The sequence below is a fragment of the Providencia sp. PROV209 genome (genome assembly GCF_028479485.1).
Taxonomy (GTDB): Bacteria; Pseudomonadota; Gammaproteobacteria; order Enterobacterales; family Enterobacteriaceae; genus Providencia; species Providencia alcalifaciens.
The window spans coordinates 135,784-156,883 of record NZ_JAMPNR010000001.1; the positions used below are offsets into that span (position 1 = coordinate 135,784).

A 21,100-nucleotide genomic window follows, 5' to 3' on the forward strand; every position below is an offset into this window, starting at 1 on the left:
TGCTGCGAGTAATCTAATTAGCCGCAGAAATTAAACTGCGGCTATTACCAGTTAAAAAACTTTATTTTTTGCTAGCAAGGTAATCTTTTAAAGTTCCTTCAGGTTTTTTCTTGCAAAACTCAAGGATTAAAGGAGCTTCCGCAACGCTCTGTTCAGATAATGCCACCCAGTCTCCACTTTTAAACTGAGTATCTTGTGATGTTACCCATAAGGCAACTGGAGCCCAGCTTTTAGGGTTTAAGTCCACATACTCTTTACATGTCATATTTTCGGGAGTTGAGGTCATTTTGTCTGCGGCTAATGCATTAAAGGACAGAGCACTTGATGCAATCATGCAAGCAGAAATTAGAAACTTATTCATAAATATTCCTCTTCGTTTTCTAGTGATAACGCCTATTGAAATAAATCTGTAGTCTACAAATAATAAGAAATATTAGTAAAGTCAATAAAGTTATAGGGAGATTTTAAATTTTCAAATTACAATTATCACTTATCGATTCTCTATAAGTGATTTAGAAGTTGGAAAAGTGAATAATCCAGAGGTTTGAGAGCATAATAGATTGTGTCTAATTATATGAATGGAGTATCGAAGCATGAGTTCTGATGTCTTAGTAACAACATTGATTGGAAATAAGATTAAAGGTCTGAGACGTGACGCTGGATATACTGCTGTTGAATTTGCTCAACTGATAGGGTGTAAAAGCGCCCAGCAGTTATATCGTTATGAACGAGGAATAAATAAAATAGATATAGATACTTTGGTTTCAGCTCTTAAGATTTTACGTGTTGATATTAAAGAATTTTTTAATGAGGTGATGTGGGAAATTCAGTAGCGTTAACTATTAAGTGAATTAGTTAGACATTCCTCATTATTAAGAGCAGCTTTGGAGTGTCTGTTATTAGGTAGGCATACTTTTTATCGCTGTCAGTTTGTTTGCTGATAGATGTAAATATTTTTCTATAAGTTTGATAGCAAACGCTTTGTTTTGTTTTGATGAATCGCAGTAAACGGATAGCTCAACGAATTTGTCCATAAATTCATCTATAGAAATCAATCCAGCAATGTTTGTTCTATAGAATACATAAATTATTGATTGCTCAGTATGTGATGGTTCCCGATGCTCATTGATACAATTTAGAGCTAATAGAAATAATTGAGTGATATTCATGAAGTCTCCAATATTTTGAAGTGAAATTTTAAGTGAAATGACTTTTATTGAATATCAAATTTAGTCAGAAATTTTTTAGATTTGCTTTTCTTAGATTATCGACCTTAACAAAATTATAGTTTTGTTAAGGTAAGAGCTGGTAGACATAAACTTTAGTTCATTCATTTTGGCAGTAATTATATTAAATAGGCTTAAGATTGTAAGCAAAATATTTTGTTAGAAGGAATATCTAGTAATGGAAAGCTTTTGTCCTATAAGAAGTTAGGTGTATAAGAAAGGTATTTTGCTAATGATGTAATTTTGTGTAATTCATTGCTTTTATAGATATTGTATTGCTAATCTTTTCTAGCATAGAAGCCGCATATCATGGTTTTTCATCACATTAGGTATTTTTTATCCGTGCAGTTAGTTGTTATTTCTTTTCATACATCTTCCATCTTCAAAATTTCACGCTCATCAACACCGAGCATTTCAGCTATAGTCATTAAGTCATCTACATAGATTGAGTCATTCCCGTTTTTAACGCGAATATACATAGCTTCTGAGATTGTTAGATGATTTGCAATTTCAGATATTGAAATATTTTTCTCGATGCGTTTTTGTTTGATGAATATGCCGAGGATTTTCTTGCTCATTGTGGTTTACCATGTATGGTTTTTTGATGATGATGGCATCGAGAGTGAATTACTGTGACGAAATGTGTAGAAATTGTGATGTGAAGTGAGGGGGAGGGATGTGTTATGTTTGTGATAAAAGGGATTCCCCAAAACTCTTTATCACTACAATATAAATCAATAGGTTACAATGTATAATTGAAATTCTTAAATCAATCATAAATAAAAATACATTTAAAATCAATATGATACTATTTCAGGGGAATATACTGCTGCGCCATATAGGCTGTATTTAAAAGACAATAAAAAAGCCCACCGGAGTGAGCTTTTCTATTTTTCTAGTGCGCGTGCATTTCACGTGCATTTCGAAGTCCATTCTGGGTAATGTTACTGTCTGCTCAACTTTACTAACTTACTGTTTTTAAAGCTGTTGTCACATCACTGACAGTTAAAATTTGGTGGAGCTGGCGGGAGTTGAACCCGCGTCCGAAATTTCTACATCCTCGGTACTACATGCTTAGTCTAGTCTTTAATTTCATTTGCCAGCTGCGGACAGACACGCCACCAACAAACTATCCTGATTAAGTTTAACGCTTCAACCCCAGGCAAGGCATCCACGCGATCTCTTTTGGGTTTGACCTCTCTTGATCCCCGTCCTAAGAGCGGAGGCTAGGGAGAGAGGGCTCTAAGCAGGTTATTAAGCTGCTAGTGCGTAGTTTTCGTCGTTTGCGACTATTTTTTTGCGGCTTTTTACGAGGCCAACCGCCCCTCGGCATGCACCTTGGGTTTCGCAAATCCCGTCGAATCCAGAATCAGCCCCAAGTTGTGATTGCAGTATAACAGAAAATAACTCTATAAAGCTAGGACTTAGCGATTAGAATGTTTCATTATACGTGCTTTATCTAATTGCCACTCTCTATCTTTGATATCAGAACGCTTATCGTGGGCTTTTTTACCTCTAGCAACGCCAATTTTGACTTTGCACCACGCATTTTTCCAATAGAGGGAAAGGGCGATAACTGTGTAACCTTCGCGATTCACTCGTCCATAAAGTGTATCTAATTCGCGTTGGTTAAGAAGTAATTTTCTACTACGTGTTGGGTCACAAACTACGTGAGATGAGGCGACAGTTAGTGGTGTAAAGTTTGCACCAAACAAATAAGCTTCGCCATCACGTAAGAGAACGTAGCTATCACCAATATTGGCTTTGCCTGCACGTAATGATTTAACTTCCCAACCTTGTAGGGATAAACCCGCCTCGAACTCCTCTTCGATAGAATATTCGTGGCGAGCACGTTTGTTCATAGCAATTGTTGCTGAACCGGGTTTATATGGTTTTTTCTTTGTCATAGTTCATTCATTATACGTTAAGATGCGTTGAATGAAATCGTTCAACACTGATATTTTTGTGATTGTGCATTTCTTGCCCTGCACGGGTTTTGTTTTTTGAGTAACCCACTAATGGTGCTATTATATGCGCAGTTTTTGGGGATAGGAATTGATATGCCACAGATTAGTCGCTCTGCGTTAGTCCCTTTTAGCGCGGAACAAATGTATAAACTTGTGAATGATGTGATTTCATATCCAAGTTTTTTACCAGGATGTGTTGGAAGTCGCATTATTAGCCACAGTTCTGATGAAATGACGGCCTCAGTTGAGGTTTCAAAAGCAGGAATTAGTAAAACGTTTATTACGAAAAATGCATTGGAAGACAATAAACGCATTCAAATGCAATTAGTCGAAGGACCTTTTAGAACGTTATCAGGGGGATGGCAGTTTATTCCTTTGAGTGCTGATGCCTGTAAAATTGAGTTCCATCTCGATTTTGAGTTTACCAATAAGCTTATTGAGCTGGCATTTGGCAAAATATTTAAAGAGCTGGCCAACAATATGGTTCAAGCATTTACGTCTCGTGCTAAGGTCGTCTATCGTGTCTGATATCAATATTGAAGTAACTTACGCGTTACCTGAAAAGCAATTTTTGCTCTCAGTGAAGGTTGCAGAAGGAACCACGATTGAAGATGCAATTATTGCATCGGGTATTTTAGCGCTGCGCTCGGATATCGATTTAAAGAAAAATAAAGTCGGAATATACAGCCGCCCAGCTAAATTGGGGGATGTGGTGCAAGAGGGGGATAGGATTGAGATTTATCGCCCATTGATAGCCGATCCAAAAGAACTACGCCGTAAACGAGCTGAAAAATCAAAAGAAAACAACAAGTAAGATACAACATCATTGAATGTATTGATGTGAAATAAAGCCGAGTGAAAGCTCGGTTTTTTTATTTAATAAATACTATTTCGCAGAGGATAAGAGAGTGAAACGCTACAATTTTAAAGAAAACACTTGCAGTGAATTATCTTAAAGTAACTACCTGTTGGTTTCCATGATTTAAAGGATCTCAGGTAGTTACTTATACTCTCTCAAGCGTTAAGCAATATGGGGTGTTATTCCGCTACTTTTGGTTCTGATGCTTTAACTTCACCAGCTTCCATGGCTTGCTGAGCTTCAAGGTTCTTTTCGTTTTTGATATCTGTCAGGATACCATTACGATCAAACGTCAGCGTTAATGTTTCTTGCTTCACTGGGTCATGTCCCAGCTCTTGGCGGAAAACATAAAACCAAGTCTGAGAACCAAACGGGTCAGTCATCATTGGGGTGCCCAAAGCATAAGCAACCTGTTGCTGTGTCATTCCGTTCTTAATTTTCGAAACATCTTTTGCTGTCAGATAGTTACCTTGGTTAATATCCGGATGATAGACAAGACGTTCCATCATTGAACAGCCCGTGGACATTAATGCGAATGATAGTGCAGCAGCAGTTAACAATTTATAACGCATGGATATCTCATTCCTTTTGGAGTCAGAACATCAATGATAATCGACATTGATACAATTTAAAACCTTCCAGATCGACTCTAAGACAACAGGAGATAAAAAAAGTTGTCGAAATTTAAGCTGCGAGCAACTCTTTTGCATTAGCCAGCGTGTTTTTGGTGACTTCAGAACCTGCTAGTAATCTTGCAAGCTCTTGTAATCTTGATTTTTTATCCAGTAATTGCATATGCGTTTCCGTTTCTACGCCATTGGTTTCTTTGCTGACATAAAAATGGTGGTGACCGCACCCTGCCACTTGAGGTAAGTGAGTCACACACATGACTTGAGTGGATTCTCCGAGCTCACGTAGTAATTTTCCAACAATGGCAGCGGTTGGACCACTAATCCCCACATCGACTTCATCGAAAATTAAAGCAGGGGTGTCCATTTTCTTCGCTGTAATCACTTGGATAGCTAAAGCAATGCGAGATAATTCCCCCCCCGATGCAACTTTTGCTAACGCTTGATGTGGTTGTCCAGGGTTAGTCGTGACATTGAACTCCACTTTGCAAGCACCATCAATTTGTAGATTTTCAGGAACGAATTTGACATCAATAGTAAACAAGCCATGGGGCATAGAGAGCTGATGCATACTGTTTGTAATTAATTGGCTCAGCTCTTGTGCATAATGTAGACGAACGTGGTGTAAACGTTCTGCACACTCTAATGCTTTTTGGTGGTCAGCGAGGACTTGTGCATTGAGGGCTTCACAATCTTCATTTTGATTAGCAATTTGATTTTGCTCTTCGACTAATTGTTGAAAGAGCTCTGGTAGAGCTTCAGGTGTCACATGGTGCTTACGGGCTAAACTAATTTGCTTGGAAATGCGTTGTTCCAATTCAAATAAGCGATTTGGATCTAATTCATACTGGTCGCAATAATGTTTAATTTCATCACTGACTTCGCTAACTTGAATAGAGGCTTCTTCTAGCATATCCAGTAATCCAGAGAATTTGGGGTTTAGAGTGACTAAGTCAGTCAATTCATTTTTTGCCATGTTCAATAGGCTAATAACGTTAGCCTCATCACTTTCGGTGAGAATTTGTGAAGCAGTTTGTCCAATGGTGAGAAATTGCCCATGATTAGCCAATTGTTTATATTCTTGGTCAATTTCTTCAAATTCCCCTTGGATAGGGAGAAAGTCATTTAATTCTTTTAAATGGTAATCAAGTAACTGCTGACGAGATTCACGCTCTTGCATCTGTTTTTGAAAAATAGCCAATTGCTGACAAGATTCATGCCATGTTTGCCATGTTTGCTTCATTTGAGCGAGTAATTGTTGCTGATTTGCATACGCATCAAGCAGAGATTGCTGATGGTCACTATCTAACAATAATTGGTGAGCATGTTGACCGTGAATTTGAATCAGTAGCGCACCCAGTTCACGTAACTGTGAAAGCGGAACAGAAACACCATTAATAAAGCCGCGAGAACGGCCATCAACAGCAATGGTACGACGTAGTAAGCATTCGTTATGATTATCAAGTTGATGTTCAATCAGCCAGGTTGTTGCCATTTGTGCATCAGATAAAGAAAAACGTGCACATAAGTCAGCACGTTGAGCTCCTGGGCGCACCATGTTGGCTTCCCCTCGGTTGCCTAAACATAAACCGAGAGCGTCAATAGCAATGGATTTACCCGCACCGGTTTCACCTGTAATTGTTGTCATACCGCTACGAAAATCGATTTCTAACTCACGAACGATGGCAAAATTATTGATGGTTAGTTGGGTTAGCATCTGCGCTCTCCTGTTTAAATACACAACTGTGTTTTCATACAGTTTAACCTGTTTTTTTATACAGTAAAGAGGCAGAGTAAAAAAATTAAAAAGTTTTTTTAGACCAACCGAGCTTTGAGCTTAACGTATTGAAATAATTATAATCTTTAGGGTGGATTAAATTCAGACTCTTTGAGCTGCGTTTAATAATGACTTCTTCACCATCTTGGATAGGGAGCATAATTTGACTATCACAGCTGACTTCATAATCGATATTTGTACGTAAAAACTTCAAACGAATACTGCTGTCACTGCTAATCACGAGTGGGCGAGATGATAGGGTATGTGGGAACATTGGTACCAACACAATTGCATCTAAATTCGGTGTCAAAATTGGACCACCTGCGGAAAGAGAGTAGGCGGTTGAACCTGTTGGTGTCGCAATAATTAGACCATCAGAGCGCTGAGAAAAGGCAAATTTCTCATCGATGTAGACTTCAAACTCAATCATGTGTGCGACTTTTCCTGGGTGAAGAACCACTTCGTTAATTGCGCTACTTTTACGGGCCTTTTGATTTGCTTTGATAACTTGGGCTTCTAATAAAAAGCGCTGTTCTTCATGATATTCTCCTTCAAGAACACAAGACAGTTGTTGGAGTGCATTATCAGGATCAAGGTCAGTTAAAAATCCTAAATTACCTCGGTTTACGCCAATAACCTTATTGTTATAGCGAGATAAAATTCGTGCAGCACCGAGCATGTTGCCATCCCCTCCGACTACAACGACTAAATCTGCCTGCTGACCGATTTCTGTTAAAGTGCCTGTATTGGCATCTTTTAATTTCAAATCTTTAGCCACTTGCTTATCAATGATTGCATGGTAATTTTTTGAAATGAGCCAATGGTAGATGAGTTCATGGGTCGCCAGTGCTTCAGGGTGCCTTGGGTGTCCGACAATACCGATAGTTTTAAATTGTGAAGATGGTGTCATCTTAGCCTTTTGCATACTTTTTTAACTCCTCGTTGTATGACTTCCCTTGAATCCCTGTATTAGATCCCCATAATACTCCCATAGATAGAATTATTGCTAAATACGCGGAGATATTCATGAGTAGTAAAGAACAAAACATGCATGATGAGCAAGCTTCTGAGCAAAATGAAACACAAAAAGTGCAAGCAGAGCAAGAAGTAGAAACTCAACAAGCTGATTTACAAGCAGAAGAACAAGCGTTAGCCGCGCGTATTGCTGAGCTTGAACAGCAACTTGAAGCTTCTCGTAAAACTGAACGTGAAGCAATGCTACGTGCTCATGCTGAAATCGAAAATATTCGTCGTCGCACAGAACAAGATATTGAAAAAGCCCACAAGTTTGCACTTGAGAAATTTTCCAATGAATTGTTGCCTGTGATTGATAACTTAGAGCGCGCTATTGACGCGGCAGACCGTGAAAGTGAAGAATCCAAAGCAATGCTAGAAGGTTTGGATCTTACGCTAAAAACGTTCTTAGATGCAGTGTCTAAGTTTGGTATTGTGCCTGTTGATGAGGCAAATGTGCCATTCAACCCTGAAGTTCACCAAGCGATGACCATGATTGAATCTCCTGACCACAGTGCTGGTCAAGTGATTAACGTGATGCAAAAAGGTTATACCTTAAATAATCGTCTGTTGCGCCCTGCGATGGTGATCGTTTCTAAATAAGTTTAGAACGAGATATGATTTTAGGATATAGAACAAAATGGGATGCTAAGCATCCCATTTTTATATCCATAGATTGCTATTACGCAGGGATAACTGGGTTCCAGTTGATAGGGGTACGGCCTTGCTGCTCAAGTAATTGATTAGCCTTAGAGAAGTGACCACACCCAAGGAAACCGCGGTGTGCGGATAGTGGTGATGGGTGAGGCGCTTTGAGTACATGATGGCGCTTAGTGTCAATAATGCGACCTTTCTTTTGCGCGTGTGAGCCCCATAACAGAAAAATAACGCCTTCAGTATGGTCATTAATTGCTTGGATAACTTTATCTGTAAACGCTTCCCACCCTAAATGTGCATGTGAATGGGCATGACCTTGTTCAACGGTTAGTACAGTATTAAGCAATAAAACACCTTGCTGTGCCCAGCTTAGGAGATACCCATGGTCTGGGCGAACAAATCCAGGAATATCTTTCTCAAGTTCTTTATACATATTTACAAGTGATGGTGGTGCTTTAATGCCTGGACGCACTGAAAAGGATAAACCATGGGCTTGCCCCGGACCATGATAAGGGTCTTGCCCTAATATCACGACTTTAATATCACCCAATTCTGTATAACGAAAAGCATTGAAAACATCTTCTTGTGGAGGATAGATCACTTTGCCGTTTTCTCTTTCTTTAGCAACAAACGCAAGGGTATCTTTAAAGTAAGGCTGTGATTTTTCTGCACCGATTACGTCGTGCCAAGTCATCGTGTTTGACATGAATTATTCCATAGTGATGTGTTTTATAGTGCTTAGCTTACTGGTTCATGGCGCATAGATAAAGTGTTGTTCCATCTTAACCCCCTCAAATTATTTAAAATTATTTTGAAAATTTACAAAAATAATTAAAAAATCCATTTATGAATATTGATTTAAATCATAAAGATGCACGGGTTTGGTTAATTACCATACGAAATAATTGATAAATATCAAAGAAAGCGAGGGGGCTAGCTGGTATATATTAGATAAACAGGTTGGTTAGACCAATTATCCAATCAACAGCGATTAAAAATAGTTAGTAAAGGTTGATCAAAATCTGATTCGAACGTGGAGGTCGAGATGATTACTGGTATTCAAATTACAAAAAGTGATAATGCTGCACTACTTAATTCTTTCTGGTTAATCGATAGCGAGTCAAATGAAGCTCGCTGTGTGTGTGCGAAAGCGGATTATAACGAAGGTCAGGTTGTTGCTAAAGATGAATTAGGTGCTTTTGAGTACCGCGAAGTTCCTCTGGAAATGAAACCGACTGTACGTGTGGAAGGTGGTCAGCACTTAAATGTTAACGTATTAAGCCGTGAAACATTAGAAGATGCAGTGAAAAATCCAGAAAAATATCCTCAATTAACGATTCGTGTTTCTGGTTATGCCGTGCGTTTTAATTCATTAACGCCTGAACAACAACGCGATGTTATTACCCGTACTTTCACTGAAAGCCTGTAATAAACATTAAGGGGTCAATAGATCTCTTATCTTAATAAATTCTAAAAGCCATTGTTCTCAATGGCTTTTTTATTTGTCTCTAACAAAGTAGATTATTTCCCTCCTTAGTTATTTATATTTCAATATTCTTCCAGCATACAGCATTTGTTAGGGAGAATTTATGCCATTGAGTACATTAATACAGCAGACAGTAAGTAAGGATGAACTTTCTTTTGTTGAGGAAGGTTTAAATTTATATCAACAGAATACATTTTTGGAATCGTTATGCAGTCCTCGTGATAAATGGTCTAAAAATATAATGCGGGAGGATTTTTTAGGAAGAGATGCACAGAATAAAGATTATCTTTTAGCGCTACTTTCACAAGGTGCTTATCATCATAATTGGCGAGATATTCATGGAATAGAAAAACTCAGTACATCAAAAATTAACGCGTTAGGTATTGATGCAGAACTTTTAAATAATGAATTTACCGGTTTCCAATCGAATATTTGTTGTTTTAATGGTCTATATATTATTTGTTTTGCGGGAACGAATGATATTGTCGATTTCTATGCGAATATTCGACAAGGATTAGGATATTACGAACCTCAATTCTTTCAGGCTGTGGGGTTAACGAATATTCTATATCGAGCGGTTAAAGGCAATATTATTTGCACTGGGCACTCTTTAGGGGGAGGGCTAGCATCGATAGCAGCATTGGCAAGTCAATCACCTTGTATTTCATTTAGCCCGTCAGGACTTGCACAAAACACAGTACATAAAATTGGGATGGATTATAACATTGCTAAACAGCGAGCAGATGAAGGTTTGATACGCTTTTATACTGTTCAATATGATTGGCTTGATGTACTGCAAAACAGGTTACCAATCCCTTCTGCGTTGGGAAATTGTATCAAAATGGCTTATAGCGAACATAATTCTTGGAAAGACTGGTTACCACACCGTTTGTTGACCAGGAGCTTTATTGCACATTCAATGGTTAAGATTATAAGGATGATGTGCAAACATAAACCATGGAATAATTGGAATGCGATTACAGGTGAATTTGATAAAACTTCGGATTCTATGTTGAATGATCTTCCAAACATAGAGCAACGACGAAGTTCTAATTGGCAAGAAAGCTGTAAAACATCAATTAAGAGAGAAAATATAAACGAATTTATTGCGCTACTTTCAATGAAAAATAAGCACTGTGATATTGATAAGCTCGCAATGCAGTCTGTTCGAGCTGGAAATAGTCAATTCATTAAAATATTGTTGGAATCCCCTTATGGTCAGGGAATTAAAAAAATGCAATTGGCTCAACAAAAAACAGTTTTACATTTGGCAGCTCAAAGTGGAAGAGTCGCACAATCAGAAATTTTGTTAAGTAATGGCTTAATGGTCAATGTTAAAGATAATTTAGGAAATACTCCATTGCATGACGCTTTAAATAGTCACTCTTTAGAGGTTGCTGAATTATTATTATCGAGTGGTGCTGACTGGCGAATGGAAAATAGTCAAGGCTATAATTGCCGCGATATTTTAGATAATCACATGATAAAAGCAGAGTCATTGACCCATGAAAGCCGGATAATGAGAGAGAAAGTATATAAACTAATGAATTAAAAACGGGCCGAAGCCCGCTTTTATGAGTATCATTTTTAGGTGTTTTACTTGGTTTTATTGCTATCGGTTGTCGATGGCGCCACAGGAGTGCGGCGTTTACCGATATTTTTCTTATCGCGATGGCGTACTTTTTCTTTTTTCTTACTTTGTTCTTCTTTTTTCTTTTCTTTACGCTTAGCCAGCACTTTCTTAGATGGCTTCGGCTTATTTAGCATCGCTTCAGAAGGCGCTTTTGTTGTTGGTCGTAAAGAATCCACCACGCGGATTTTAATTGGATCTTCAATGTAGCGAGTGATTTTACCCAGTAGAGGGAAATCGTGAGCTTCCACTAAAGAGAGGGCAGTACCTTTGCGTCCTGCTCGACCTGTACGACCAATACGGTGCAGATAGACATCTGCAGTACGCGGTAAGTCGAAGTTGAACACATGGCTGACATTTTCGATATCTAATCCACGAGAGGCTACATCGGTAGCAACCAAGACTTTAACTTGTCCTGTCACTAAACGGCGAACCGCTTCGTTGCGTTTTGCTTGAACCATTTCACCTTCAAGATAACAAGGTTCAATACCGGCATCACGTAACCACTGCACGACTTCGCGAACGCGTTCACGCTTACGCACAAACACAATTGACTTAGTGACATCTTCCTGCTTAAGAAGATGGCAAAGTAGGGCAGTTTTGTGCTCTAAAGTGTCGGCACGATAGTAAAACTGCTGGATTTTTTTACGTTCGCGACGTGATGGTTCTGCATCAATTTCGATAGGATCTTCAAGCAGACGTTCAGCGAAATCGCGAATAGCTTCCCCTTCAAGGGTCGCGGAAAATAGCATGGTCTGCTTACGCCAGCGAGTTTCGCCTGCGATGGTTTCGATATCATGAGCAAAGCCCATGTCGAGCATCCGATCTGCTTCATCGAGGATCAGAATTTCGACCGCGCGGCAATCAAAGTTTTCTTCTTTAATGTATTGCAGCAAACGTCCGGTCGTTGCGACGACGATATCTTGGTTTTCGCTGAAGACTTCAGCGTGGTTCATATAAGCAACGCCGCCTGTGATTGTGGCAACGTCTAAATGATTATGTGCACACAACTCTTTGGCTTGGTCAGCGACTTGCATAGCGAGTTCGCGAGTTGGTGTTAAAATCAGGACGCGAGGTGGCCCTGATTTTTTTCTTGGAAAGTCAAGTAAATGCTGAATGGCTGGCAACAAGAATGCCGCGGTTTTACCTGTTCCGGTTGGGGCTGAACCTAAAACGTCTCGCCCATCCATTGCAGCAGGGATGGCAGCTTCTTGGATAGCCGTCGGGCGCTCATAACCTTTATTGGTCAGCGCAGTGATCAGGCTTTCATCAAGCTCAAGTTCAGAAAATGTGGATGCAGTCATGATATACCTCTATTTGGGGCGCTGATTATAAACAGGTTAGCAAAATTGTTCACCACAAAAATCAGCTTTGTGCAGAGTTTACCTGTTTTTGTTAGCGGGGGGTATATAAGGAAGCGCCTTACCTACTATGAGGTGTTGTCCGTAAGACATTTTCATAGCAGGTAAGGAAAAGATGTGGAATTAGCTAAGCATGTTAATTAGCCAAGTATGGTAAGGAATACCGACGAGGTCGATCAGCACAGCACCGCTGAGTGGCACAATCATAAACGCTTTCATCGACACATGTTTGTAGCGCTCACAAACCGATGACATATTGGCCATCGCGTTCGGCGTGGCGCCCAGTCCATGCCCCATCATGCCGGAGCACATGACGGCAGCATCGTAGTTTTTACCAAGGAGTCTGAAGACAACGAAGACAACAAACAGAATGATAGCAATAGTCTGCGCCAATAAAATGATGAAGAGCGGTAGGGCGATGACTTTCAATTCCCAAATTTTTAGCGACATCATCGCCATGGTTAAGAATAACCCCAGAGAAACATCAGAAATTAAATTGATTGATTTCTGGTTAATACGAACAATTTCAGCTTGGTCATTAATATTTCGCACAATAATTGCGATAATCATTGCACCCACATAGCTCGGTAAAGAAAAACCGGTCGCTTTAGTAAATTGCGCTGAAGCAAACTGTCCCACGACCATGACACCTAAAATCAGAGCTAACATTTTTAAGAAAGCATGAGCATCGATTGAGTCGATTTTACCCGCCAGTTTTTCTTCAACTTTTACATTCTCGACATTTTCTTCGGATTGAATGGTCACCTTGTGTTTCTTAATGAGATAGCTCGCGATAGGTCCACCTAACAAGCTACCCGAAATCAAACCAAATGTTGCCGCAGCAATCGCGGCGACAGTTGCGGATTGCACTCCAAGCCCTTCAGCCATACTGCCAAATGCAGCAGCACCACCATGTCCCCCGGTGAGAGAAACGCCGCCCGCCATGATCCCGATAACCGGGTCAATACCTAATAAATGGGCAAGACCTGCTCCAAATGTGTCTTGGAAAATGACTAAGGTCCAACAAATTAAAAGGTAAGTGATTAATAAGCGTCCGCCGCTTTTTAATACGCGGAAGCTGCCATCAATACCGACAGTGGTAAAGAATGCGACCATTAAGAAAGTTTGTAAGCTGGTATCAAATGAGATTTCAGCTAAGTCGAAAGATTTTAATCCCCAGATAAGTAAGCTGACTAAAAATCCACCAATGACCGGCGAAGGAATGCAAAAACGTTGTAGCCATTCAATGCGCTTTTTGAGGTGAACTCCCATTAGTAAACAAATTACAGTCAAGAAGAGGGTGGTGAGTGTGTCGATGTGGAACGTCATATTTTTCCCTTTTTTTATTACTTTGTCTTTCGTGCTACAGCGTTGTTGGTTTCTCTCAGCTACCCTAGTCACATACTTGTGTATGTTCCTAGGAATACCTTCATTCACCACCTAGCTGTAACTCGAAATCCAAGGGTATAAATAACTTTATGATGAAAGAGATAAATACGCTTAATTTTCAAACTACAGTGTTGTTGGCTATTTCGAACCTCAGTGCTGTTTATTGTTAACTAGTTACTTAGTTGACTAAGTTTTTATTTATATTTTGAAAGACAAGGTAAAATTGTTTATCAGTCGTTTTATTGTGTTTGTTGTTTTTAGAATAAATATTGGTAAACCAAGTAAGCTGCTAATTTTGATGTGTGGTTATCAATATCAAATTCAGGGTTACATTCAGCGATATCAAATAGCGTAATCTTGCCGCTAGATTTGATGACGTTAAACAATTCATCAAATGTTTCAGTGGAAATGCCTCTGGCGGCAGGCGCGCTGACTCCCGGAGCTATACCGGCAGAAAATACGTCCAGGTCCACAGTGACATACAGGAAATCCACTGAATTTATAAATTGCTTAATTTTTTCAATAGCATGTGGTAATAAACTCGGAGTTAATGCTTTATCACGAATGTAGTGACTGCCTAAGCGATCTGCTGTGTCGAATAACACTTTGGTATTACCATGATCGGCAATACCTAAGCATAAGTAATTGAAAGGGCGCTGATGTTTGGCGCACAGTTGTGATGATTGTAAAAATGGTGTACCAGAGGTGGCTTCGTCAGCTTCACGTAAATCAAAGTGCGCATCAAAGTTTATGATCCCAATGGTTTTTTCCGGGTGATGTTTGTGAATATAATCAAAAACACCTTGGAAGCTGGCAAAGCCCACTTCGTGCCCACCACCTAACACAATCGGTTTTTGTTGTTGTTCTAGAATGGAAATGATCTCATCGGATAAGCGGCGTTGAGCGATTTCTAAATTGCCATCATCACAGCTAACCGTCCCTGCATCACGAATGGCGAGCGGCTGGTGGATAGGCAGACCTGCAAGTTGACGGCGAATAGCATCCGGCCCCATTTTAGCCCCTAGGCGACCTTTATTACGACGAACACCTTCGTCCGAAGCAAAGCCTAGAATGGCAAACTCAGCAGGTGAGCATTGGTTGATGACTTGGTGGATCCGCAAATGTTCAGGTGTTTCACCATCAGTACGACCCTGCCATTGAAAAGGTTGTGTCATAGTTACTCCAAGTTAATCAGTTTTGTTATATTTTGTGCTGTTTGGCATGTCGCTTTGATGAGCTCATCGACGCGATTAATTGCCCGAAATTCTGGTGCCATCACTGAGACGACAGCTAAAATATCATTCCCTTTGAACACGGGGGCTGAAGCGCCAAAAACGCCCGCGTCAATTTCACCAACGGAGATGCCATAACCCTGTTGGCGAATTTGCACCAAATCCTGTTTTAATTTTTGCAAATAGTTATTTTTGTGTAGCTGTTTTGCGTGGGTTTCAAAGACCAATTCTTGGTATTGTTCATCTCTGTACGCTAAGAGGGTTTTGGCACTCGCGCCTCGGATTACTGTATTACCGTGCCCCACAATGAAAGAGCAGCGTACGGCTTGCTCACTATCAATTTTATCGACACAAATGGTTTCCCGTAGATTAGCGGTAATAATTGCCGCGGTTTCTTGGGTCTTTTTCGCTAATGCGTGAAGCTCCGATTTTGACGAAGTCATCAATAAACTATGGTGATAGTATTTTTCTTGGGTTTTGATACTCTGCGCACCGACGGTATAAGTGCCATACTGTTTAGAGTAAGTCACGAATTCCCAATTTATGAGAATAGTTAAAAGTCGATAAACTGTTGAGATTGGAATATCAAGCTCTTTAGAAATAGTTTGTGGTGTGACGGGAGATGCACAAGTTGTGACAAACGATAAGATATCTAGTGTTCGATTAATACTGTTCATGGCATCTCCTTTTTCTCGAACTTAGCAGTAAAAAAAATCACTAACAAATCACATTCTCATATTATGAGAATAATATTATTGTAATTGAATTAAATTTCTAGATTTGTGGACTGAAATTGAGAATGTGTACGCAAATCATATTCAAACCAGAGTGGCTGTATGAGCGAACAAAAAAAGCGTTATCGAAAAGGCGGGTTTACTTTCAAGCAATTTTTTGTTGCCCATGATCGTTGTGCAATGAAAGTCGGAACGGACGGGGTGTTACTGGGAGCGTGGGCGCCAGTAAGCCCTGCAAAATATGCGTTAGATATTGGTAGTGGAAGTGGTTTAATCGCATTAATGTTGGCTCAGCGTAACACTCAGTTGCATATTGATGCCGTTGAACTTGATGCGGATGCCGCTTCGCAGGCCCATGAAAATTTTAATGCATCGCCATGGTCTGATCGATTGCAGGTATTTCATCAGGATATTATTACGTTTAGTGAACAGCCTCATCGGCAATATGATTTAATTGTCAGCAATCCACCTTACTTTGAACCCGCAGTGGCGTGTCGAGATGAACAGCGGGATCAAGCGCGCTATACCCGCACACTTAATCATCAAGTGTTACTAGATAGCGCCAAGCGTTGTCTAGCACCTGAAGGTATTTTTTGCTTAGTCTTGCCTTATGATGTTGGGGAGAAGGTTGAGGACATGGCGCTCACGAGTGGTTGGAGTTTAGCTTATCGTGTGCAGATTCAAGATAAATTACATACTCCATATCATCGTATGTTATTAGGGTTGGCAGAGAAGGAGATGGAGACCGAGATTTCATCTTTGACGCTGAAACAGCAAGAGGGGAGTTATACCAATGAGTTTATTGCCTTGATTCAGCCTTTCTACCTTAAATATTAAAAGCCTATCAGTGATTGACTCACCGATAAGCTTTTGATGAATCACGACAATATTATCGCGTTAGAATAGTTGGACCGGATTCAGGTAAAAGCTCTGGATAATCTAACGTGTAGTGAAGGCCTCGGCTTTCTTTACGTTCAAGGGCACAACGCACCATTAATTCTGCGACTTGTACTAAATTTCGTAGCTCTAACAAATTGTTGGAAATTCGGAAATTAGCATAGTAATCATTAATTTCTTGCTGAAGTAAGTGAATACGACGCAAGGCGCGTTCTAGGCGTTTTGTTGTGCGAACGATCCCCATGTAATCCCACATAAACAAGCGTAATTCATGCCAATTATGCTGAATGATAACTTGTTCATCAGAATTATGAACTCGGCTCTCATCCCATTCTGGTAGGTGAGAAACGGCAGGGATTGCATCGATTGTTTTGATGATGTTTTCCGCCGCTGCCCATCCATACACAAGGCATTCGAGTAGCGAGTTAGATGCCATGCGATTAGCACCGTGTAGTCCGGTATAACTCACTTCACCGATAGCATATAAATTAGGAATATCGGTCATGCCAGTCGAGTCAACGACTACACCGCCACAGGTATAATGTGCTGCGGGAACGATTGGGATCGGTTCTTGGGTTAAGTCTAACCCTAATGTCAGTAATTTGGCGTAAATCGTAGGGAAGTGATTTTTAATAAAATCCGGTGATTTATGGCTGATATCCAAATACATACAGTCAGCGCCGAGGCGCTTCATTTCATGGTCAATGGCTCTAGCGACAATATCCCGTGGCGCTAATTCACCACGCTCATCATAGTCGGGCATAAAGCGGCTACCATCGGGGCGTTTTAGATAAGCCCCTTCGCCTCGTAGTGCTTCGGTAAGCAAGAAATTACGTGCTTGGGGGTGGAATAAACACGTTGGATGAAATTGGTTAAATTCCAAGTTAGCGACTCGACAGCCCGCACGCCATGCCATCGCAATGCCATCACCAGATGAAATATCGGGATTAGTGGTATATTGATAGACTTTGGCAGCACCACCTGTGGCTAAGACAACCGTTTTGGCTCGAATCGTTTCGACCTGCTCTTTTTGACGATTCCAAACATAGGCGCCAACAATGCGCGAGTGAGTTGTTTTTTGTGCTTTGTCTTCGAGGATCAAATCAACGGCATTATAACGTTCTTTGATCTGGATATTTGGGTGGTTGAAAGCAAGGTTCACAAGGGTGGTTTCAACTTCTTTTCCCGTTGCATCTGCGTGGTGCAGAATACGACGATGACTGTGTCCACCTTCTCGAGTGAGATGATACTGGGTTTCTCCCGTTTCGTTGACCTCGGTATCGAAAAGTACGCCTTGGTCAATCAGCCATTGAACGCAATGCTTCGCGTTTGAGGCAATGAATTCCACTGTGCTTCGTTCACAAATTCCAGCGCCTGCGATGAGGGTATCATCAACATGGGATTCGATGCTGTCTGTATCATCAAAAACAGCGGCAATTCCGCCTTGAGCGTAATAGGAAGCACCTTCATTGAGCGTGCTTTTGCTGAGAATCGTCACTTGATGAAAGGGTGCTAGCCGGAGTGCGGCTGATAATCCTGCGACACCACTTCCAATGATTAAAATATCAGTGTCATGCTGTGTGGATGTGTTCATAAGTATTTGCGTGTTGTGTTTCTATAGAGAATTTTATGTTAGCCTATCGAGCTGCCTCTGACTATGCATTAATCCACATTTAGCGTCATCGGCGAGCGCGATAATTTAGCGGTGCGTTGTTTGACTATTTTGCTAAAAAATATTTTGTTAGAGAAATCATAGCGAGCTAAATGATAGATGATTATACGAATGAATAAATGCCATGTATTCGTGCCGTATATATGCCTGTTTTGTGTATACTATTAGGTAGTGCTCACAAGGATCGATGGGATCGATTAAGAAACTTAGATCTCATTTTTTGGAATTATTTTCGGTTTTTTTCGGAATAAATTGAACTTCATCAGTTTTTATTACTCGAAGTTAGGCTTGCTTAAGGAAGGGAGAAGATGAACAAGCTAAGTCATTATCAATCTGTGTTCAGGAGATGGATCCTGGAATGAGCGAGCAGCTGACAGACCAAATCTTGGTTGAGAAAGTACAAAAAGGCGACCAACAAGCTTTCAACTTACTGGTAATTAAATACCAGCATAAAGTTGCAAGTCTCGTTTCTCGTTATGTACCACAAGCAGATGTGCCTGATGTCGCGCAAGAGTCATTTATTAAGGCTTATCGTGCAATAGGTTCGTTTCGTGGCGACAGTGCTTTTTATACTTGGCTTTATCGAATTGCTGTCAATACGGCAAAGAACTATTTAGTCGCTCAAGACCGGCGTCCTCCCGCGTCAGATCTTGAAGCTAGCGACGCAGAAAACTTCGAATCAGCCGGTGCATTGAAAGAAATTTCGAACCCAGAGAACTTAATGTTGTCTGATGAATTAAAGCGAGTTGTTTTCCGTACCATTGAGTCACTGCCAGAGGATCTTCGAATGGCAATTACATTACGAGAACTTGATGGTTTAAGTTATGAAGAGATAGCTGAAGTGATGGATTGCCCTGTAGGCACAGTCCGATCACGGATCTTCAGGGCGAGGGAAGCAATTGATGAAAAAGTTCAGCCGTTGATCCAACAGCATTAATTGGTTGGATCGCGAGTTACCATTTAACTGTGAGCAATTAACTGAAGGTAATTGGGCATGCAAAGAGAGAAACTTTCCGCAATGATGGATGGTGAAGCTCTAGATTTAGAACTCATTAATACCATTTCATGTGATTCAACGTTAAAGCAACGTTGGGAGAGCTATCATCTTGTTCGTGATACTCTGCGCAATGATACTGGCGATGTTATTCATTTTGATATTGCTAGTAAAGTTGCGGCAGCGCTAGAAAATGAAGCGGTGCGAATTAGTCCTCAGGCAGTTGTTGAGTCACAGCCAGAACCAGCAAGCTGGAGTGGCTTCCCGTTTTGGAACAAAATTCGTCCATGGGCAAGCCAAATTACACAAATTGGCGTAGCAGCATGTGTGTCACTCGCGGTGATTGTGGGTGTTCAACAATACAATCAAAGTAATAGTGTTGATTCTACTGTGGATGATCCGGTATTCAATACCGTTCCCGTTGGACGTGGTGCGCCAGTGAGTTTAAATATTTCAGATAGCCAATTGTTTGGCACTGAGCAGCAAACTCAACAAATTGAACAACAAAATCAACGTATCAATGCCATGCTACAACAGTATGAAATTGAAAGACGTTCGATGCTGAATCAACAGCTTCACGATAGTGATAAAAATAGCGCATCAGCTGGAGTTAAACAGCAATAATGAACAAATGGTTATCCGTCATCTGCCTGACGGGCAGCCTGATTATATCTAATCAAGCGTCGGCATCATCTACGGATGCCGATGTTCTTTTTAAAGAAATGGGAACGGCTGCCCAGAACTTGTCATATGAAATGTCTTTCATGACACTAAGTCCACAAAATATCGTCCCTGTTCGCTATCGTCATGCGATTCTCAATGGTGTTCCTGTTTCTCAAATGATCCAAATGGATTCATCTCGACGAGAAATCGTGCAAAATGGCAATCGAATTAGCTATTTTGAACCTGGATTTGATGCATTTAGCCTCAATGGTGAACACATCATCGATAATTTGCCAACGGTTATTTTTGCTGATTATCAAAAAATTCAGCCGTATTATAATTTTATTGATGCAGGTCGTACCCATATTGGCGATAAACCCGCATTAGTGATCCGTATCATTTCAAAAGATAATTCCCGATTCAATTATGTGCTATTAATCGATGAAGAAACTAAATTGCCACTGCGTGTTGATTTATTGGATAATAATAATCAAACGTTGGAGCAGTTTCGGGTCATTTCGACGGTATTAGACAGCAAGAATGTACAAGACTCATTGAAATCTTTGAGTAATGTGAATCTCCCGCCATTATTATTATCACCGAAGAATGAAAACCCAGCGTTTAAATGGCAAGTGGGCATGTTACCACCAGGATTTGAGGAAGTTTCACGTTCGACGGGAAAACTGAATAAAGATGATATTGTAGAAACCGCGATGTTTAGTGACGGTTTATTTACATTTTCGGTCAATGTGACAAAAGCGTCGAAAGGTCCTTTACTTGATCAGCCATTGCAAAATGGTCGTCGCACAATTTACACCATGACTCAAAAGCAAAATGTGATTACGATAATAGGTGAGTTGCCGCTGCCAACATCACAGTTAATTGCGAGTAGCATTCAGTTTCGGGAGTAAAT

General features: G+C 40.3%; 23 protein-coding genes and 1 other RNA gene. 10 read left to right on the plus strand and 14 right to left on the minus strand.

Annotated features, from left to right (window positions below; genetic code table 11):
* Window positions 1-61: 61 nt before the first annotated feature.
* Window positions 62-361 carry an HdeA/HdeB family chaperone gene (locus PR795_RS00725; protein ID WP_006658701.1) on the minus strand — a complete coding sequence of 100 codons (300 nt, stop codon included), beginning with the start codon at window positions 359-361 and terminating at the stop codon, window positions 62-64.
* Window positions 362-593: 232 nt separating this feature from the next.
* Between PR795_RS00725 and PR795_RS00730 the strand changes: the two genes are divergently transcribed.
* Window positions 594-833 carry a helix-turn-helix domain-containing protein gene (locus PR795_RS00730; protein WP_036966831.1) on the plus strand — a complete coding sequence of 80 codons (240 nt, stop codon included), beginning with the start codon at window positions 594-596 and terminating at the stop codon, window positions 831-833.
* Between the two features lie 66 nt (window positions 834-899).
* On the opposite strand, the gene PR795_RS00735 is transcribed toward PR795_RS00730, so the two are convergent.
* The 4 genes from PR795_RS00735 to smpB all read right to left on the minus strand — a co-directional run bounded on the left by PR795_RS00735 (window position 900) and on the right by smpB (window position 3,133).
* Window positions 900-1,169: a hypothetical protein gene (locus PR795_RS00735; protein ID WP_006658699.1), complete on the minus strand. Its 270-nt coding sequence runs from the start codon at window positions 1,167-1,169 to the stop codon at window positions 900-902.
* Between the two features lie 422 nt (window positions 1,170-1,591).
* On the minus strand, window positions 1,592-1,804 hold the full coding sequence (locus PR795_RS00740) for a helix-turn-helix domain-containing protein (protein WP_006658698.1): 213 nt from the start codon (window positions 1,802-1,804) through the stop codon (window positions 1,592-1,594).
* Window positions 1,805-2,239: 435 nt separating this feature from the next.
* Window positions 2,240-2,603, minus strand: a transfer-messenger RNA (tmRNA) gene (gene ssrA, locus PR795_RS00745).
* A 47-nt stretch (window positions 2,604-2,650) separates the two neighbouring features.
* Window positions 2,651-3,133, minus strand: a complete 483-nt coding sequence (smpB, locus tag PR795_RS00750; protein ID WP_006658697.1) for an SsrA-binding protein SmpB — start codon at window positions 3,131-3,133, stop codon at window positions 2,651-2,653.
* Between the two features lie 153 nt (window positions 3,134-3,286).
* Between smpB and PR795_RS00755 the strand changes: the two genes are divergently transcribed.
* Both PR795_RS00755 and PR795_RS00760 read left to right on the plus strand, forming a co-directional pair.
* Window positions 3,287-3,721 carry a type II toxin-antitoxin system RatA family toxin gene (locus tag PR795_RS00755; RefSeq protein WP_006661273.1) on the plus strand — a complete coding sequence of 145 codons (435 nt, stop codon included), beginning with the start codon at window positions 3,287-3,289 and terminating at the stop codon, window positions 3,719-3,721.
* Complete coding sequence (locus tag PR795_RS00760; protein ID WP_006661274.1) at window positions 3,714-4,007, plus strand: RnfH family protein; 294 nt, start codon at window positions 3,714-3,716, stop codon at window positions 4,005-4,007. The genes PR795_RS00755 and PR795_RS00760 overlap by 8 nt, the downstream gene beginning before the upstream one ends.
* A gap of 224 nt (window positions 4,008-4,231) precedes the next feature.
* Here the strand turns inward: PR795_RS00760 and bamE are convergent, their stop codons facing one another.
* From bamE to nadK, 3 genes are all read right to left on the minus strand, one after another.
* Entirely contained in the window at window positions 4,232-4,624 is a 393-nt protein-coding gene (gene bamE, locus PR795_RS00765) for an outer membrane protein assembly factor BamE (RefSeq protein WP_006658693.1), read from the minus strand.
* A gap of 112 nt (window positions 4,625-4,736) precedes the next feature.
* Entirely contained in the window at window positions 4,737-6,398 is a 1,662-nt protein-coding gene (recN, locus tag PR795_RS00770; RefSeq protein ID WP_006658692.1) for a DNA repair protein RecN, read from the minus strand.
* Between the two features lie 85 nt (window positions 6,399-6,483).
* Window positions 6,484-7,368, minus strand: coding sequence for an NAD(+) kinase (nadK, locus tag PR795_RS00775; protein ID WP_179896740.1), 885 nt, complete (start codon window positions 7,366-7,368; stop codon window positions 6,484-6,486).
* A 116-nt stretch (window positions 7,369-7,484) separates the two neighbouring features.
* On the opposite strand from nadK, the gene grpE reads away from it, so the two are divergent.
* Window positions 7,485-8,075, plus strand: coding sequence for a nucleotide exchange factor GrpE (grpE, locus tag PR795_RS00780; RefSeq protein ID WP_006658690.1), 591 nt, complete (start codon window positions 7,485-7,487; stop codon window positions 8,073-8,075).
* Window positions 8,076-8,154: 79 nt separating this feature from the next.
* Here the strand turns inward: grpE and ung are convergent, their stop codons facing one another.
* Window positions 8,155-8,835, minus strand: a complete 681-nt coding sequence (gene ung / locus PR795_RS00785) for a uracil-DNA glycosylase (protein ID WP_006661275.1) — start codon at window positions 8,833-8,835, stop codon at window positions 8,155-8,157.
* Between the two features lie 339 nt (window positions 8,836-9,174).
* Here ung and grcA point away from each other — a divergent pair, with 339 nt between their 5' ends.
* Together grcA and PR795_RS00795 are read left to right on the plus strand one after the other, a co-directional pair.
* Window positions 9,175-9,558 (plus strand): autonomous glycyl radical cofactor GrcA, encoded by a 384-nt coding sequence (grcA, locus tag PR795_RS00790; protein ID WP_006661276.1) that lies wholly within the window; start codon window positions 9,175-9,177, stop codon window positions 9,556-9,558.
* A 160-nt stretch (window positions 9,559-9,718) separates the two neighbouring features.
* Window positions 9,719-11,167, plus strand: a complete 1,449-nt coding sequence (locus PR795_RS00795) for an ankyrin repeat domain-containing protein (RefSeq protein ID WP_006658687.1) — start codon at window positions 9,719-9,721, stop codon at window positions 11,165-11,167.
* Between the two features lie 44 nt (window positions 11,168-11,211).
* On the opposite strand, the gene srmB is transcribed toward PR795_RS00795, so the two are convergent.
* From srmB to PR795_RS00815, 4 genes are all read right to left on the minus strand, one after another.
* Window positions 11,212-12,549, minus strand: a complete 1,338-nt coding sequence (gene srmB / locus PR795_RS00800; protein ID WP_006658686.1) for an ATP-dependent RNA helicase SrmB — start codon at window positions 12,547-12,549, stop codon at window positions 11,212-11,214.
* Between the two features lie 180 nt (window positions 12,550-12,729).
* Window positions 12,730-13,935 carry a sodium/glutamate symporter gene (gene gltS, locus PR795_RS00805; RefSeq protein ID WP_181480096.1) on the minus strand — a complete coding sequence of 402 codons (1,206 nt, stop codon included), beginning with the start codon at window positions 13,933-13,935 and terminating at the stop codon, window positions 12,730-12,732.
* A gap of 317 nt (window positions 13,936-14,252) precedes the next feature.
* Window positions 14,253-15,170, minus strand: coding sequence for a formimidoylglutamase (gene hutG, locus PR795_RS00810; RefSeq protein ID WP_006658684.1), 918 nt, complete (start codon window positions 15,168-15,170; stop codon window positions 14,253-14,255).
* A gap of 2 nt (window positions 15,171-15,172) precedes the next feature.
* Window positions 15,173-15,904 (minus strand): IclR family transcriptional regulator, encoded by a 732-nt coding sequence (locus PR795_RS00815; RefSeq protein WP_036963938.1) that lies wholly within the window; start codon window positions 15,902-15,904, stop codon window positions 15,173-15,175.
* A 159-nt stretch (window positions 15,905-16,063) separates the two neighbouring features.
* On the opposite strand from PR795_RS00815, the gene trmN reads away from it, so the two are divergent.
* Window positions 16,064-16,798 carry a tRNA(1)(Val) (adenine(37)-N(6))-methyltransferase TrmN gene (trmN, locus tag PR795_RS00820; protein ID WP_181480095.1) on the plus strand — a complete coding sequence of 245 codons (735 nt, stop codon included), beginning with the start codon at window positions 16,064-16,066 and terminating at the stop codon, window positions 16,796-16,798.
* A 52-nt stretch (window positions 16,799-16,850) separates the two neighbouring features.
* Here the strand turns inward: trmN and nadB are convergent, their stop codons facing one another.
* On the minus strand, window positions 16,851-18,452 hold the full coding sequence (gene nadB / locus PR795_RS00825) for an L-aspartate oxidase (RefSeq protein ID WP_006661281.1): 1,602 nt from the start codon (window positions 18,450-18,452) through the stop codon (window positions 16,851-16,853).
* Between the two features lie 436 nt (window positions 18,453-18,888).
* Between nadB and rpoE the strand changes: the two genes are divergently transcribed.
* The 3 genes from rpoE to rseB are packed head-to-tail and all read left to right on the plus strand — an operon-like array spanning window position 18,889 to window position 21,098.
* The gene (rpoE, locus tag PR795_RS00830) at window positions 18,889-19,467 is read left to right on the plus strand and encodes an RNA polymerase sigma factor RpoE (protein WP_006661282.1); all 579 of its coding nucleotides are present in this window, start codon (window positions 18,889-18,891) and stop codon (window positions 19,465-19,467) included.
* A gap of 57 nt (window positions 19,468-19,524) precedes the next feature.
* A complete protein-coding gene (gene rseA, locus PR795_RS00835; RefSeq protein ID WP_006658679.1) occupies window positions 19,525-20,148 on the plus strand; it encodes an anti-sigma-E factor RseA in 624 nt (207 codons plus the stop codon).
* Complete coding sequence (rseB, locus tag PR795_RS00840) at window positions 20,148-21,098, plus strand: sigma-E factor regulatory protein RseB (protein WP_006658678.1); 951 nt, start codon at window positions 20,148-20,150, stop codon at window positions 21,096-21,098. The genes rseA and rseB overlap by 1 nt, the downstream gene beginning before the upstream one ends.
* The last annotated feature ends 2 nt before the right edge of the window (window positions 21,099-21,100 follow it).